This is a genomic window from Acidovorax sp. CF316, assembly GCF_000276605.1.
Taxonomy (GTDB): domain Bacteria; phylum Pseudomonadota; class Gammaproteobacteria; order Burkholderiales; family Burkholderiaceae_C; genus Acidovorax.
This window is the reverse complement of the sequence record NZ_AKJX01000164.1, coordinates 89,306-105,105: the sequence shown is the minus strand read 5'-3', so window position 1 is coordinate 105,105 and position 15,800 is coordinate 89,306. Positions and strand designations below refer to the sequence as shown.

Below are 15,800 nucleotides of genomic sequence, written 5' to 3'. Positions count from 1 at the left end.
CCCATGCGGCGCATCCGAAGCATCCACTCATCCCGATTGCACTCCAACGCGGCTGCAAAAAGATCTTGAACAGGTTCTTAGGGTCTGCGGCTGGAGAAATCAGCGGATCTGCAGCGCCGGGCGGCCGGTGCTGGCGACCTTCTTCATCAGTGGCAGGGGTGTATGCGCCGGGGCTGGAATGCCGCGCGGCGGTGCAGCGCTATCGCCACCCATTCCCGCAGTGCCCACCGCTCGGGTCCCAGCACCGGGCTGCAGCTTGAACTGGCTCACGGCCTGGGTCAGCTGCAGGGCCTGCTCGCGCAGGGATTCGGAAGCCGCGGTGGACTGCTCGACCAGCGCGGCGTTCTGCTGCGTCATGTTGTCCAGCTGGCTCACCGACTGGCTGATGTGGCCCACGTTGTCGCGCTGCTCGGCCGACGAGGCCGTGATCTCGCTGATGATGTCCGACACCCGGCGCACGCTGCCCACGATCTCGTTCATGGTGGCGCCAGCCTGGCTCACCAGGCGCGAGCCGTCTTCCACGCGCTCCACCGAGGAACCGATCAGGCCCTTGATCTCCTTGGCGGCGGCAGCCGAGCGCTGGGCCAGGTTGCGCACCTCGCTGGCCACCACGGCAAAGCCCCGACCCTGCTCGCCGGCGCGCGCGGCTTCCACGGCGGCATTGAGCGCCAGGATGTTGGTCTGGAAGGCGATGCCATCGATCACGCCGGTGATGTCGGCGATCTTGCGCGAGCTGGTGGTGATCTGGTCCATGGTGGTCACCACCTGCGAGACCACCACGCCGCCACGCCCGGCCACTTCGGCGGCCGAGGAGGCGAAATCGCTGGCCTGGCGCGAGGACTGGGCGCTCTGGCCGATGGTGCTGGTGAGCAGTTCCATCGACGAGGCGGCCTCTTCGAGGTTGGCCGCGGTCTGCTCGGTGCGGTGGCTCAGGTCGTGGTTGCCCGACGCAATCTCGGTGCTGGCCGTGGAGATGTTGCCGGCCGCCTCCTGCACCTGCTGCACCAGGCCACGCAGGGCATCCTGCATGCGCGCCATGGAAGCCACGAGCTGGCCCACCTCGTCCTGCGAGGTCACCTCCACATCGCGCGACAGGTCGCCGCCGGCGATGCGCTCAGCCAGGGCGCTGGCCTGCGAGATCGAGCGGGTGATCGAGCGCACGCTGAAGAAGGTCAGCGGGATCAGCACGGCCAGTGCCAGCACCAGCACGATGCCGATCAGCCCGGACATGGTGGTGGTCAGGGTGTTGACGCCTTCGCGCGCCTCGTCCATCTTGGTGCGTGCGGTCACGGAAAGATCAGACAGCAGCTTGTCCGTGGCCTCCATGTGCTTCTTGAGGCGGTCGGCGTAGGCACCGCCCACGGCGCCATCGATCTGGGCACGCTCGATCTGCTCGAACACGGGCGAGATGCCGGCCTCGTACTCCTTGACCTCGGCCAGCGACTTGTCGATGGCCGCCACGAAGGCCGCGTCGCCCGACTGCACCTGGCGCACGTCGGCCATGCCCTTGTTGAGCGCGGTCAGCGATTTCTTCCAGCCCTCGCGCAGGGCTGCGACTTCGACGGAGTTGTTGAAGCTGATGATGATGTCTTTTTCGAGGCGGCGCAGGTCCCCCAGGGTGGTGCGCAGCTCGGCCACATCGGTCAATGTCTGCACCCGCTGGGAGAACAGCTGGTCCAGGGTGCTGCGGGTGCGCTCCAGGGCCAGATAGCCCATGGCACCGATCACGACGAGCAGAACCAGCGAAAAGATCGTGCCGAAATAAAGACGCGCACGGATGGAAAGACGGCTGAGCAGGTTCATCGCTCTTCCTTACATTTATTGACAACTACAGCATAGCAACTTTGGTGCCACAGGACCAGTTATCCCTATGGCGCTGGTGTGCGCGCGACTGTATGCGCGCCCACAGGCTCTACCGCAGAGGGTATGTACCGCCTTGCATCCCCCAGCAGCGGAACTGCGGGGGCAGTAGCCGTGCTTATCGCACCGGCGTGAGGGGCACGTACAGCTGGCCCCCGGTGCGCTGGAACTCCGCCGCCTTGTCCTGCATGCCGGCTGTCAGGGCCTGCCCCTCCGCAACGCCCTTCTGGGCCGCGAACTCGCGCACTTCCTGGGTGATCTTCATGGAGCAGAACTTGGGCCCGCACATGGAGCAGAAATGCGCCACCTTGGCACTGTCCTTGGGCAGGGTCTCGTCGTGGTACTCCTGGGCCGTCTCGGGGTCCAGGCCAAGGTTGAACTGGTCCTGCCAGCGGAAGTCGAAGCGCGCCTGGCTCAACGCGTCATCCCGCGCCCGGGCACCCGGGTGCCCCTTGGCCACGTCGGCCGCATGCGCGGCGATCTTGTAGGCAATGATGCCCTGCTTGACATCGTCGCGGTCGGGCAGTCCCAGGTGCTCCTTGGGCGTCACATAGCACAGCATGGCCGTGCCCATCCAGCCGATCATGGCCGCGCCGATGGCCGAGGCGATGTGGTCGTAGCCCGGCGCGATGTCGATGGTCAGCGGGCCCAGGGTGTAGAACGGCGCCTCGTGGCAGGTTCGGAGCTGCTCGGTCATGTTGGCCTGGATCATGTGCATGGGCACGTGGCCGGGGCCTTCGATCATGGTCTGCACGTCGTGCTTCCAGGCCACCTGGGTCAACTCGCCCAGGGTGTGCAGTTCGGCGAACTGCGCCTCGTCGTTGGCGTCCGAAGCGCAGCCGGGGCGCAGGCCATCGCCCAGGCTGAAGGACACGTCATAGGCCTTCATGATGTCGCAGATGTCCTCGAAGTGCTCGTACAGGAAGCTCTCGCGGTGGTGGGCCATGCACCACTTGGCCATGATGGAGCCGCCGCGCGAGACGATGCCCGTGCGCCGCGCCGCCGTGAGGTGGATGTAGGCCAGGCGAACCCCGGCGTGGATGGTGAAGTAGTCCACGCCCTGCTCGGCCTGCTCGACCAGCGTGTCACGGAAGATCGCCCAGGTCAGATCCTCGGCCACACCGCCGACCTTCTCCAGGGCCTGGTAGATGGGCACGGTGCCGATGGGCACCGGGCTGTTGCGCACGATCCAGTCGCGCGTGGTGTGGATGTTCTTGCCGGTGGACAGGTCCATCACGTTGTCGGCCCCCCAGCGGATGGCCCAGACCAGCTTTTCGACCTCTTCCTCGATGCTGGAGGTGACGGCCGAGTTGCCGATGTTGGCGTTGATCTTCACGAGGAAGTTGCGCCCGATGGCCATGGGTTCCACCTCGGGGTGGTTGATGTTGGCCGGGATGATGGCGCGCCCGCGCGCCACTTCGTCGCGCACGAACTCGGGCGTGATGATCCGCGGAATGCTCGCCCCCATGGGGTTGCCGGCCAGGCGGCGCTCGCGGCCGGTGTCTGCCTGGTACTGTGCCATCCATTCGCGCTTGCCGTTCTCACGGATGGCCACATACTCCATCTCGGGCGTGACGATGCCTTTCCTGGCGTAGTGCATCTGCGTCACGTTGGCGCCGCTGCGTGCGCGCAGCGGCTTGCGCTGCAGGGCGGCCGCCTCGGCGCGCAGCTGGGCCAGGCGCACGGCATCCTCGCTCTTTTGGCCGTCGTCCAGCGCCAGGGGCGCGCGGCCCTCGTAAGCCTCGGTGTCGCCCCGGCCGGCGATCCAGCCGCCGCGCACGCTGGCCAGGCCGCGGCGCACGTCGATCACGGCACCGGGATCGGTGTAGGGCCCCGAGGTGTCGTAGACACTGACCTGCTCGCCATTGGTCAGCGCGATGTCGCGCACGGGCACGCGCAGGTCTGTGTGCAGGTGGCCAGGCAGGTAGGCCTTGCGCGAGGCCGGGAAGGGTTCGCGCGCGGCGGCCAGCAGCTCGGCGAATTTTTCGCGGGCAAGGGGATCGGGTGCATTCATGGGGCGGGTCTCCAGGTTCCGGTGGCAAAAGGAATATTTGCTCCGGAATGGACCTGGCGCCCCGCGCACGCGCCAGTGCTGGCGCATGGACGGCATTCCCCGCAGTGGCACTCCCCAAAAAAGGCGTGCGCGCGCAGGCATGAAGGTCGGCTCTTCTTCCGCCGGTATGAACCGGATCAAGTTCGTCGGGTTCGCAGGCCGCCTGATGGATCAACCATCAGGCCCTTTGCATCTCAGCGCTTTCGCACACCCCGGAGCAGCGGCCAGTATAGCCACACCTGTGTGCGGGGAAACTACAGCCGCCCGATCAGCACCACCGCAAAGAAGAACACCGCAGCGATGACGGTCCACTTGAGCACCACCAGGCCCCAGCGCTTGTAGTGCGCCTGGCCCGTGCCCGCATAGAACGCGAAGGACACCGCCGCTGCCAGCAGCAGCGCCATGACCACCCAGCGAAAGAGCAGCATGGGGGCGCGCCTACCAGGCGCGCGCGGGCCGTGCAAAGCCCTGCGGTGCCTGGCGCTCGTCCTCGAAGGTGACCTCTTCCCAGGCATCGGGCTGCGACAGCAGCTCGCGCAGCAGCAGGTTGTTCATCGCATGGCCCGAGCGGAAGGCGCTGTAGGCGGCCAGCAGGGGCCGGCCGATGATGTACAGGTCGCCCATGGCATCGAGGATCTTGTGCTTGACGAATTCGTCGTCGTAGCGCAAGCCGTCGCTGTTGAGCACCTTGTAGTCGTCCATCACGATGGCGTTGTCCAGCCCGCCGCCCAGGGCCAGGCCGTTGGAGCGCATCATCTCCACGTCGCGCGTGAAGCCGAAGGTGCGCGCGCGCGCGATGTCGCGGCTGTAGTTGCCCGACCCCAGGTCGAACTCCACGCGCTGGCCGGTGGAATCCACCGCCGGGTGGTCGAAATCGATCTCGAAGCTCAGCTTGTAGCCATGGTAGGGCACGAGGCGCGCCCACTTGGCCTGGGCGCCGCTGCCCTCGCGCACCTCCACAGGCCGCTTGATGCGGATGAAGCGCTTGGGCGCGTTCTGCAGCTCGATGCCCGCGCTCTGCAGCAGGAACACGAAGGACGACGAGGACCCATCCAGGATGGGCACCTCTTCGGCCGTGATGTCCACATAGAGGTTGTCCAGCCCCAGGCCCGCGCAGGCCGACATCAGGTGCTCCACGGTATGCACCTTGGCGCTGCCGACGCCGATGGTCGACGCCAGGCGCGTGTCCGTCACCGCGTCGGCCCGGATCGGGATGTCCACGGGCTGCGGCAGGTCCACCCGGCGGAACACGATGCCGGTATCCGGCTGGGCCGGCCGCAGGGTCAGCTCGACCCGCTGGCCGCTGTGCAGCCCCACGCCGACGGCGCGGGTCAAGGTCTTGAGGGTGCGTTGCTGGAGCATCCCCCGATTGTAAAAGGCGACGCCCAACCCCGCTTGCAACAGGACCATGGCGGGCGGCCCATGAAAAAGGGGCCCGAAGGCCCCTTTGGAGGAGTCAGGAACCGCAGGACGGTCCCGGCTCACCCACGCGATCAGTCGGCTTGCTTGCGCAAGAAGGCCGGGATCTCGAGGTCGTCCATGCCGCCCGAGGACAGCGCGTCCACGCGGGCGGCGGCCTGCGTGCGGTTGGTGCGCCAGACGCTGGGCACCGACATGCTGCCGTAGTCGGCCTGCGAACTGCCGCCGCCATGGCCGGTCTGGCCAGGAACCACGCCCATGGCGTTGCCCATCGCACCCGCGGCACCGGCCACAGGGATCTGGTAAGCCATGTTGTCGGTACCGGTGCGCAGGCCGCCCTGCACCACCGAGATCGGCTGGCGGCGGGCGTTGTGGCGCGACAGGCCGGTGGCGACCACGGTCACGCGGATCTCGTCGCCCAGGGTGTCGTCGTAGGCGGCACCGAAGATCACGTGCGCGTCCTTGGAGGCGTAGGCGTTGATGGTGTTCATCGCCAGGCGCGACTCGGACAGCTTCAGGCTGCCCTTGCTGGCCGTGACCAGCACCAGCACGCCCTTGGCGCCCGACAGGTCGATGCCTTCGAGCAGCGGGCAGGCGATGGCCTGCTCGGCTGCGATGCGGGCGCGGTCGGGGCCGCTGGCCGTGGCCGTGCCCATCATGGCCTTGCCGGGCTCGCCCATCACGGTGCGCACGTCTTCGAAGTCGACGTTCACCTGGCCGTACTCGTTGATGATCTCGGCAATGCCGCCCACGGCGTTCTTGAGCACATCGTTGGCATGCGCGAAGGCCTCGTCCTGAGTGATGTCATCGCCCAGCACTTCGAGCAGCTTCTCGTTGAGCACGACGATCAGCGAATCGACATTGGCTTCGAGCTCGGCCAGGCCGTTGTCGGCGTTGGTCATGCGGCGCCCGCCTTCCCACTCGAAAGGCTTGGTGACCACGCCCACGGTGAGGATGCCCATCTCCTTGGCGATGCGCGCGATGACCGGCGCGGCGCCCGTACCCGTGCCCCCGCCCATGCCGGCGGTGATGAACAGCATGTGCGCGCCATCGATGGCGGCGCGGATGTCCTCCACGGCCGCTTCGGCGGCATCACGGCCCTTGTCGGGCTTGCTGCCGGCACCCAGGCCGCTGGCACCGAGCTGGATCACGCTGTGCGCGGAGCTACGGGTGAGCGCCTGCGCGTCGGTGTTGGCACAGACGAATTCCACGCCCTGCACGCTGCGGGCAATCATGTGCTCGACGGCATTGCTGCCGCCACCGCCCACGCCGATCACCTTGATCTGGGTGCCCTGGTTGAAAGTTTCGGCTTCGATCATTTCGATGGTCATGTTGGAACTCCTGATTCTGTCTTCGTATGCATTGGCCAAATGTGAAAAACTGTCTCTGGGTGCGGGCAGCGGCATGGCGGTCCTGTACATCGCCATCGCCCGCCGGGCATTCGGGGACCGGCACGGGCAGGACTGTGGTGGTGGAAGTAGCGCATCAGAAGTTCCCCACGATGAAGTCCTTGAAGCGGCCGAACGCCGTCTTCATGGAGCCGCTCTTCTGCGCCACCTTGAAACCACGCAGGCGCGCCAGGCGCGCCTCCTCGAGCAGGCCCATCACGGTCGATGCCCGGGGCTGGGCCACCATGTCCGACAGCGCGCTCGCATACTTGGGGATACCGCGGCGCACGGGCTTGAGGAAGATGTCCTCGCCGAGCTCGATCATGCCGGGCATGACGGCACTGCCGCCCGTGAGCACGATGCCCGAAGACAGAACTTCCTCGTAGCCCGACTCGCGGATCACCTGCTGCACCAGCGAGAAGATCTCCTCCACGCGTGGCTCGATCACTCCGGCCAGGGCCTGCTTGCTCAGCATGCGCGGGCTGCGGTCACCAAGGCCTGGCACCTCGACCTGGCTCTCGGGGTCGGCCAGCAGTTGCTTGGCGTAGCCGCTCTCGACCTTGATGTCCTCGGCGTCCTTGGTCGGCGTGCGCAGCGCCATGGCAATGTCGCTGGTGATCAGATCGCCCGCGATCGGGATCACGGCCGTGTGGCGAATGGCCCCGCCGGTGAAGATGGCCACGTCGGTCGTTCCGGCACCGATGTCCACCACCACCACGCCGAGTTCGCGCTCGTCGTCGGTCAGCACGGCCTGGCTCGATGCGAGCGGGTTGAGCAGCAACTGCTCGACTTCCAGTCCGCAGCGGCGCACGCACTTGATGATGTTCTCGGCCGCGCTCTGCGCTCCGGTCACGATGTGGATCTTGGCCTCCAGGCGGATGCCGCTCATGCCGATGGGCTCCTTGACATCCTGCCCGTCGATCACGAACTCCTGCGGCTCCACCAGCAGCAGGCGCTGGTCGGACGAGATGTTGATGGCCTTGGCCGTCTCCACCACGCGCGCCACGTCGGCCGAGGTGACCTCCTTGTCCTTCACGGCCACCATGCCGCTGGAGTTGAGGCCACGGATGTGGCTGCCGGTGATGCCGGTGTACACCCGCTGGATCTTGCAGTCGGCCATCAGCTCGGCTTCTTTCAGCGCCTGCTGGATGCTCTGCACCGTGGCGTCGATGTTGACCACCACGCCGCGCTTCAAGCCATTGCTCGGGGCCACGCCCAGTCCTGCGAGCTTGAGTTCGCCATTGGACAGGACTTCGGCAACCACGGCCATGATCTTCGCCGTGCCGATGTCCAGGCCGACCACCACGTCTTTGTATTCTCTTGCCATATTCAGTCACTGCCCTTCGTTGTTCTGCCCTGCCCGCCGCGTCGTCTGTACCTTGCCTGCATGCTGCTACCTCCGTGTGGCGGCACCCGCGGCCGCCTCCGGGCTCGTGGTGGTCACCCCCTTGAGCCGCAAGGCATAGCCCCCCGTGTGCCGCAGGTCCGCCGACTCGAGCGCATCCACCCGGCGCTTGTACTGGGCCGCCACCTGGGTCAGGGTGCGCGCAAAGCGCTTGGCGCGCGCCACCACCTCCGCCGGCGTGCCGCCCCCGAGTTCCACCACGGCCCCGGTGTCCAGCGTGGCGCGCCAGCCACCGCGGCCGGTCAGCGCGAGTTCTTCCACGTCCATGCCCAGCGGCTCGAACACCGGCTGCATCAGGCCGTACATCTGCAGCACCTCGCCCGAAGTGCCGCCCGGCCCCTGCAGGCGCGGCAGGCCGTCCTGCTCCACGTCACCGACATTGGCCTCGAACACCTCGCCCTGGGTGTTGACCATGGCCGACCCCGAATCGGGGCCCCAGTACGCCACGGCGTCGTGTTCTTCGAGCACCACGTGCAGACTGCCCGGGAATTCGCGCCGCACCGAGGCCTTGCGCACCCAGGGCACCTGCTCGAAGGCCTCGCGCGCCTTGCGCAGGTCCACCGTGAAGAAGTTGCCCACCAGGTGCGGCGCCACGTTGGCGCGCAAGGTGACGGCGTTGTTGTGCACCAGCTCGCCCTGCACGACGATGCGCGCGATCGCAAAGCCCGGGTAGCGCAGCACCCACCAGGCCCCCGCCGCCAGCACGAGCATGGCGCAGCCCACGAACAGGACCGATGCGGTCATGTTCATGAGCTTGACGTCCAGCGGTGCGGGCAGCGCGTTGTTCATCAGGTCCCCAGGGTGCTGCCGGCGGGCGTGTCCATGGTGGCGCTGGCCAGCACCCCCACGCACAGGTCTTCATAGCTGATGCCCGATGCACGTGCCGACATGGGCACGAGCGAGTGGCCCGTCATGCCCGGCGAGGTGTTGATCTCCAGCAGGAAGGGCTGGCGGTCGCTGGCGCGGATCATGATGTCCGCGCGCGCCCAGCCGCGGCAGCCCAGCGAGCGGAAGGCCGCCACCACCAGGCGCTGGATCTCGCGCTCCTCGGCCTCGGGCAGACCGCTCGGGCAGTGGTACTGCGTGACGTCGGTGAAGTACTTGTTCTGGTAGTCGTAGTTGCCCTCGGGGGCGACGATGCGGATCACCGGCAGCGCATAGGCACTGGTGCCTTCTCCCAGGATCGGGCAGGTGGTTTCCTCGCCCTCGATGAACTGCTCGCACAGTACCTCGGGGTCGTAGCGCGAGGCCAGTGCATAGGCCTGGGCACATTGCTCGGGCGAAGTGACCTTGGTCAAGCCGATGGTGGAGCCCTCGCGCGAGGGCTTGACGATCATCGGTGCGCCCAGGGCCGCCAGCGCGTCGGTGGTCTCGGCCACGCTGCCCACCAGGCGCCAGTCCGGCGTGGGCAGGCCCTCGGCGCGCCAGATGCGCTTGGTCATGATCTTGTCCACCGCGATGCTCGAGGCCATCACGCCCGGGCCGGTGTAGGGAATGCGCAGCAGCTCCAGCGCGCCCTGCACCGTGCCGTCCTCGCCATGGCGGCCGTGCAGTGCGATGAAGCAGCGTGCATAGCCATCGCGGCGCAGCTCGCCCAGCTCGTTCTGCGAGGGGTCGAAGGCATGGGCATCCACGCCGCGCGAGCGCAGCGCCTGCAGCACGCCGGTGCCGGACATCAGCGACACCTCGCGCTCGGCGGACGCGCCGCCCATCAGCACGGCCACCTTGCCCAGAGCCTTCACATCCACGTTGGAACCCAGTTTCGTCGTCATCATCGTCGTCATGTCGCGCTCCCCGCCAGCGCCTTGTCCTTGGTTTGCTTGTCGTCGTTGCCTTGCAGCAGGTCCACCACCTTGGCCGGCACCGCCCCGATGGAACCCGCGCCCATGCACATCACCACGTCGCCATTGCGCGCGTTGTCTGCAATGGCCTGGGGCAGCTCGGCCACGTCGTCCACGAAGACCGGCTCCACGCGCCCGGCCACGCGCAGTGCGCGCGCGAGCGAACGGCCGTCGGCCGCCACCACGGGGGCTTCGCCCGCGGCATAGACCTCGGTCAGCAGCACCGCGTCGGCGTTGCCGATGACCTTCACAAAGTCCTCGAAGCAGTCGCGCGTGCGGCTGTAGCGGTGCGGCTGGAAGGCCAGCACCAGGCGCCGCCCGGGGAAGGCGCCGCGCGCCGCGGCCAGCGTCGCCGCCATTTCCACCGGGTGGTGGCCGTAGTCGTCGATGACGGTAAAGCGGCCGCCGTCCTTCGCAGGCAGGTCGCCATAGCTCTGGAAACGCCGGCCCACGCCCTTGAAGCCGGCCAGCGCACGCTGCACGGCCTCATCGGGGATGTTCAGCTCCACCGCCACGGCAATCGCCGAGAGCGCGTTGAGCACGTTGTGCTCGCCCGCGAGGTTGAGCACGATCTCCAGGTCGGGCAGGGTGACGCCGTTGCGCCGCTGCACCGTGAAGCGCATCTGGCCGGCCTCGGCACGCACGTTGACGGCGCGCACCTGGGCGTCTTCGGAGAAACCGTAGCTGGTGATCGGGCAGGTCACGCTCTGCAGGATGTCGCGCACCGCCGGGCTGTCCACGCACAGGATGGCCGTGCCGTAGAACGGCATGCGGTGCAAGAAGTCGACGAAGGCGCCCTTGAGCCGGCCGAAGTCGTGCCCGTAGGTCTCCATGTGGTCGGCATCGATGTTGGTCACCACCGCCATCACGGGCAGCAGGTTCAGGAACGAGGCGTCCGACTCGTCGGCCTCGACCACGATGTAGTCGCCGCTGCCCAGCTTGGCGTTGGCGCCCGCGCTGTTCAGGCGCCCGCCGATCACGAAGGTGGGGTCCAGGCCGGCCTCGGCCAGCACGCTGGTCACCAGGCTCGTGGTGGTGGTCTTGCCATGCGTGCCGGCAATGGCGATGCCCTGCTTGAGGCGCATCAGCTCGGCCAGCATCAGCGCACGCGGCACCACGGGGATGCGCTTGTCGCGCGCGGCCAATACCTCGGGGTTGTCGGCCGTGACGGCAGTGGAGGTGACCACCGCATCGGCCCCGTCGATGTGCGCGGCCGCATGGCCCAGGCAGGTCTTGATGCCCAGGCCCTGCAGGCGGCGCAAGGTGGCGCTGTCGGCCAGGTCCGAACCGGAGATGCGGTAGCCCAGGTTGAAGAGCACCTCGGCGATGCCGCTCATGCCCGCGCCTCCGAGGCCTACGAAATGGATGTGGCGAATGGCGTGCTTCATGGTGTTGCAAGCTCCTCGCAGGCAGTCACCACCTCATGGGTGGCGTTGGTTTTTTGCATCTTCTTGGCTTCTGTGGCCCGGCGCAGCAGCTCCGGTCGCTCTGTGTTGCTCAGCACCGCGGCCAAGCCCTGGACAGTGAGCTCGCGCTGCGGCACCAGCCAGCCGCCCCCGGCGTCCACGAGGAAGCGGGCATTGGTGGTCTGGTGGTCGTCCACCGCCGAGGGGAAGGGCACGAACAGGGCGGCAGCGCCCACGGCGGCGATTTCGGTCACGGTGCTCGCGCCCGCGCGGCAGACGATGAGATCGGCCTGCGCAAACGCGGTGGCGGTGTCGTCGATGAAGGGGGTCAGCTCGGCCTCGACCCCGGCGGCGGCATAGTTGGCGCGCAGCGCGTCGATCTGGGTGGCTCCGCTCTGGTGCAGCACCACGGGGCGCTGCCCGGCCGGAATCAGCGCCAGCGCCTGGGGCACGATCTCGTTGAGCGCGCGTGCGCCCAGGCTGCCGCCGACGACCAAAAGGCGCAGCGGGCCGCTGCGGCCGGCAAAGCGCTCGGCCGGATCGGGCTGGCGCGTGAACGGGGCGCGCAGCGGGTTGCCCACCCACTGGCCCTTCCTGAACGCATGGGGGAAGGCGGTGAACACCCGGTCGGCCACGCCGGCCAGCACCTTGTTGGCCATGCCGGCCACCGAATTCTGCTCGTGCAGCACCAGCGGCTTGCCGCACAGCACACCCATCATGCCGCCCGGGAAGGTGATGTAGCCGCCCAGGCCCACCACCACGTCGGGCTTGACGCGGCGCACCACCTGCAGCGCCTGCCAGAAGGCGCGCAAGAGGCGCAGCGGCAGCAGGGCCAGCGTGACCGGGCCCTTGCCGCGCACGCCCGAGAAGTCGATGGCCTCCAGCGCAAAGCCTTGCGCGGGCACGATGCGCGACTCCATGCTGCCGGGCGCGCCCAGCCAGTGCACGCGCCAGCCGCGCGCACGCAGCTCCTCGGCCACGGCCAGGCCCGGGAAGATGTGGCCGCCGGTGCCGCCGGCCATGATGAGGGCAGTCTTGGGCGCCGTCATACGCGGCCTCCGCGCATCATGTGCTTGTTTTCGTAATCGACGCGGAGCACCACCGCAATCGCCACCAGATTCATCAGGATGGCCGATCCGCCGAAGCTCATCAGCGGCAGCGTGAGCCCCTTGGTCGGCAGAGCCCCCAGGTTCACGCCCATGTTGATGAAGGCCTGGAAGCCCAGCCAGATCGCCACGCCCTGGGCGACCAGGCCCGCAAACACGCGGTCCAGGGCAATCGCCTGGCGGCCGATGTGCATGATGCGACGGGTCATCCACAGGAAGAGCACGATCAGCGCGAGCACGCCCATGAGGCCGAACTCCTCGCCGATCACGGCCAGCAGGAAGTCGGTGTGTGCCTCGGGCAGCCAGTGCAGCTTCTCGACGCTGCCACCCAGGCCCACGCCGAAGATCTCGCCGCGGCCGATGGCGATCAGCGAGTGCGACAGCTGGTAGCCCTTGCCCAGCGCATGCTGCTCGCTGAACGGATCGAGGTAGGCGAACACGCGCTCGCGCCGCCAGGGCGAGCTGGCGATCATCAGGGCGAATGCGGCCACCAGCACGCCCGCGATCAGGAAGAACATGCGCGCGTTGACGCCGCCCAGGAACAGGATGCCCATGGCGATCACCGCCACCACCATGAAGGCACCCATGTCCGGCTCGGCCAGCAACAGCACGCCGACGATGGCCACGGCGGCCCCCATGGGCAGCACGGCGCGGAAGAAACGTTCCTTGACTTCCATCTTGCGCACCATGTAGTCGGCGGCATAGATGAGCACGGCGAACTTGGCGACCTCGGAGGGCTGGAAGCCCACCGGACCGATGGACAGCCAGCGCCGCGCCCCGTTGACCACCTTGCCAACACCCGGGATCAGCACCGCCACCAGCAGCAGCAGCGCGGCCACGAAGAGCCAGGGCGCCGCGCGCTCCCAGAGCTTCATGGGGACCTGGAAGGCCAGCAGCGCCGCGACGAAGCCCACCACCAGGTACATCATGTGGCGGGTGAGGAAGTGCGTGGGCGCGTAGTTGGCAAAGCGCGGGTTGTCCGGCATGGCGATGGAGGCCGAATACACCATCACCAGGCCCCAGGCCAGCAGCGCCACCACCACCCACAGCAGGGCCTGGTCGAAGCCGAGCACGCTGGCAGGCGTGGTGGTGGACTGGCGGTACTCGGTGCCGCCCACGCGCACCGGCAGCACCTCGCCGGCCTTGCCGGTGAGGCGGCCGAGCCAGCCGGACAGGCGCTCAGCGAAGCTGGCGGGGGCGTTGGCGGTGGTGGCAGCCATCACATGCCCTCCAGGGATTGGCCGGCGTCCTGCGCCATGGCCAGAACGGTGTCGCAGAACACGCGCGCGCGGTGTTCGTAGCCGGTGAACATGTCGAAGCTCGCGCAGGCAGGCGACATCAGCACGGCATCGCCCGAGCGCGCGCGCTCGCGTGCCAGGTGCACGGCCTCGGGCAGCGTGGCGGCATCGATCAGCGCGACCCCGCTCTCCTGCAGCGCAGTGCGGATCAGCGGCGCATCGCGCCCGATGAGCACCACGGCGCGCGCATAGCGCGCCACGGGCGTGGCCAGCGGCGCGAAGTCCTGCCCCTTGCCATCGCCGCCCAGGATCAGCACGATGCGCCGGTCGGCCCCCAGGCCGTTGAGGGCGGCCACGGTGGCGCCCACGTTGGTGCCCTTGCTGTCGTCGAAGAATTCCACACCATCGATCAAGGCCACGGGCTCCACGCGGTGCGGCTCGCCCCGGTACTCGCGCAGGCCGAACAGCATGGCCGACAGCGTGCAGCCGGCCGACGACGCCAGGGCCAGGGCGGCGAGCGCGTTGGAGGCGTTGTGGCGCCCGCGGATGCGCAACGCGTCGGCAGGCATCAGGCGCTGGATGTGCAGATCTTCTTCGTCTTCAGGCGCAGCGGCGGCTTCGCCGCCTTGCCCCGCAGGGGCCGCACGGCGGCGGGTACTGCGCTTGCGGGTTTCGTCCGCTTCGTGCGCGCGCACCAGCCAGGGGATGCTGCCCACGGTCTCGATGCCGAAGTCGCCAGGGCGACGCGGCATGTCGATGCCGAAGGTCAGGTGGTCACGCAGCGGCACCTTCACGGGCTGCTTGCTGCGCGAGGTCGGGGCGGGCTTGCCGGAGGCCAGTTGCGCTGCCTGCGCCGTGGCGGCTGACGCCGTGCCCAGCATGTCCATGACCGTGGGGTCTTCGCGGTTGAGCACCATCAGGGCCGTGTCGCCGAAGATGCGCGCCTTGGCCGCTGCATAGGCACCGATGTCGCCATGCCAGTCCAGGTGGTCCTGGGTGATGTTGAGCACCGTGGCCGCCGTGGGCTCGAAACCGGTCGCGCCATCGAGCTGGAAGCTCGAGAGTTCGAGCACCCAGACTTCGGGCAGGGTCTCGGCGTCGATGTGCCCGGCCAGGGTGTCGAGCAGCGTGGGGCCGATGTTGCCGGCCACGGCCACGCTCTTGCCTGCGCGCTCCACCAGTTGCCCGGTGAGCGAGGTGACGGTGGTCTTGCCGTTGGTGCCGGTGATGGCCAGCACGGCCGGTGCATAGCCGTGCGAGGCGCGCAGGTACTGCAGCGCCGCGGCATACAGGCCCAGCTCGCCCCCGGTGGCCAGGCCGATGGCCTGCGCCGCGGCCCACACCGGCGCCACGGTGGCCGGGCTCAGGCCGGGCGAGCGGTAGACAGCGTGTACACCTGCACCACCTTCGACCAGGCTGGCGTCGAAGGGGCCGGAGACAAAGCGCACGCCGGGCAGCTCGTGCTGCAGCACTGCCAGCTGGGGCGGGGCCTCGCGCGTGTCGGCCACCGTGACGCTGGCACCGCAGCGCACGCACCAGCGCGCCATGGCCAGGCCCGAGGCGCCCAGGCCCAGCACCAGGAAATGCCGGCCCTCGTAGGGTCGCATGCCCTCGCCCGGACGGCCCTGGGGCTGCACCGCCTCGGCCTCGCCCTCGGGCTCGTCCGTCGGCGTAGCCAGCAGCGGCGCGGGCTCGGTCGTGTCGGGCGCATTCACCTCGGCAAAGATCTGGGCCACGAAGTCGGCGGCCGCCTTGGCGGCGGAGATGGCAGGGGCCACATAGCCATCGGCAGGCGGGGATGCTGGCGCGGCGACAGGGGCTGCAGGCTCCGGAGAAGCCGATTCCGATGCGGACTCCTGCGTGGCATCGGTATCCTGCGCGCCATCGTCGGCGGGTGTCCCCTCGCCGGCCTCGGGCTCGGCCGCCACGCTCTCGGGCGTGGCGGATTCTGCAGGATCCGGATCGGTCGCCTTCGGGGTGTGCACGGCCTCGGGCACACGCACCTCCTCCCGCCCGGCCGTCTCGGGCAGGTGATCGCCTGGCTCGGAGCCGGGGGCGTGGGGATCGTGGGGCGTGGTCTTCAT

12 protein-coding genes and 1 riboswitch are annotated in these 15,800 nt (G+C 68.4%); all 12 genes read right to left on the bottom strand.

What is annotated here, in order from left to right; translation table 11 throughout:
* Positions 1-99: 99 nt before the first annotated feature.
* The 12 genes from PMI14_RS21105 to murD all read right to left on the bottom strand — a co-directional run bounded on the left by PMI14_RS21105 (position 100) and on the right by murD (position 15,800).
* On the bottom strand, positions 100-1,803 hold the full coding sequence (locus PMI14_RS21105; protein ID WP_007857399.1) for a methyl-accepting chemotaxis protein: 1,704 nt from the start codon (positions 1,801-1,803) through the stop codon (positions 100-102).
* A gap of 175 nt (positions 1,804-1,978) precedes the next feature.
* Entirely contained in the window at positions 1,979-3,874 is a 1,896-nt protein-coding gene (gene thiC, locus PMI14_RS21100) for a phosphomethylpyrimidine synthase ThiC (RefSeq protein ID WP_007857398.1), read from the bottom strand.
* Between the two features lie 136 nt (positions 3,875-4,010).
* A riboswitch (TPP riboswitch) is annotated at positions 4,011-4,138 on the bottom strand.
* Positions 4,139-4,167: 29 nt separating this feature from the next.
* Positions 4,168-4,341, bottom strand: a complete 174-nt coding sequence (locus PMI14_RS35340) for a hypothetical protein (RefSeq protein WP_007857397.1) — start codon at positions 4,339-4,341, stop codon at positions 4,168-4,170.
* A gap of 10 nt (positions 4,342-4,351) precedes the next feature.
* Positions 4,352-5,275: a UDP-3-O-acyl-N-acetylglucosamine deacetylase gene (gene lpxC / locus PMI14_RS21095; RefSeq protein ID WP_035204894.1), complete on the bottom strand. Its 924-nt coding sequence runs from the start codon at positions 5,273-5,275 to the stop codon at positions 4,352-4,354.
* A 131-nt stretch (positions 5,276-5,406) separates the two neighbouring features.
* Positions 5,407-6,663, bottom strand: coding sequence for a cell division protein FtsZ (gene ftsZ, locus PMI14_RS21090; RefSeq protein ID WP_007857395.1), 1,257 nt, complete (start codon positions 6,661-6,663; stop codon positions 5,407-5,409).
* 154 nt (positions 6,664-6,817) lie between these two features.
* A complete protein-coding gene (ftsA, locus tag PMI14_RS21085) occupies positions 6,818-8,047 on the bottom strand; it encodes a cell division protein FtsA (RefSeq protein WP_007857394.1) in 1,230 nt (409 codons plus the stop codon).
* Positions 8,048-8,113: 66 nt separating this feature from the next.
* Positions 8,114-8,914 (bottom strand): cell division protein FtsQ/DivIB, encoded by an 801-nt coding sequence (locus PMI14_RS21080; protein ID WP_007857393.1) that lies wholly within the window; start codon positions 8,912-8,914, stop codon positions 8,114-8,116.
* A complete protein-coding gene (locus PMI14_RS21075) occupies positions 8,914-9,909 on the bottom strand; it encodes a D-alanine--D-alanine ligase (protein WP_007857392.1) in 996 nt (331 codons plus the stop codon). The genes PMI14_RS21080 and PMI14_RS21075 overlap by 1 nt, the downstream gene beginning before the upstream one ends.
* The gene (gene murC, locus PMI14_RS21070) at positions 9,906-11,354 is read right to left on the bottom strand and encodes a UDP-N-acetylmuramate--L-alanine ligase (protein WP_035204890.1); all 1,449 of its coding nucleotides are present in this window, start codon (positions 11,352-11,354) and stop codon (positions 9,906-9,908) included. The genes PMI14_RS21075 and murC overlap by 4 nt, the downstream gene beginning before the upstream one ends.
* Entirely contained in the window at positions 11,351-12,421 is a 1,071-nt protein-coding gene (gene murG / locus PMI14_RS21065) for an undecaprenyldiphospho-muramoylpentapeptide beta-N-acetylglucosaminyltransferase (protein WP_007857390.1), read from the bottom strand. The genes murC and murG overlap by 4 nt, the downstream gene beginning before the upstream one ends.
* Positions 12,418-13,698, bottom strand: coding sequence for a putative lipid II flippase FtsW (ftsW, locus tag PMI14_RS21060; RefSeq protein ID WP_007857389.1), 1,281 nt, complete (start codon positions 13,696-13,698; stop codon positions 12,418-12,420). Before ftsW ends, murG begins: the two co-directional genes overlap by 4 nt.
* Positions 13,698-15,800, bottom strand: a complete 2,103-nt coding sequence (murD, locus tag PMI14_RS21055) for a UDP-N-acetylmuramoyl-L-alanine--D-glutamate ligase (RefSeq protein WP_007857388.1) — start codon at positions 15,798-15,800, stop codon at positions 13,698-13,700. Before murD ends, ftsW begins: the two co-directional genes overlap by 1 nt.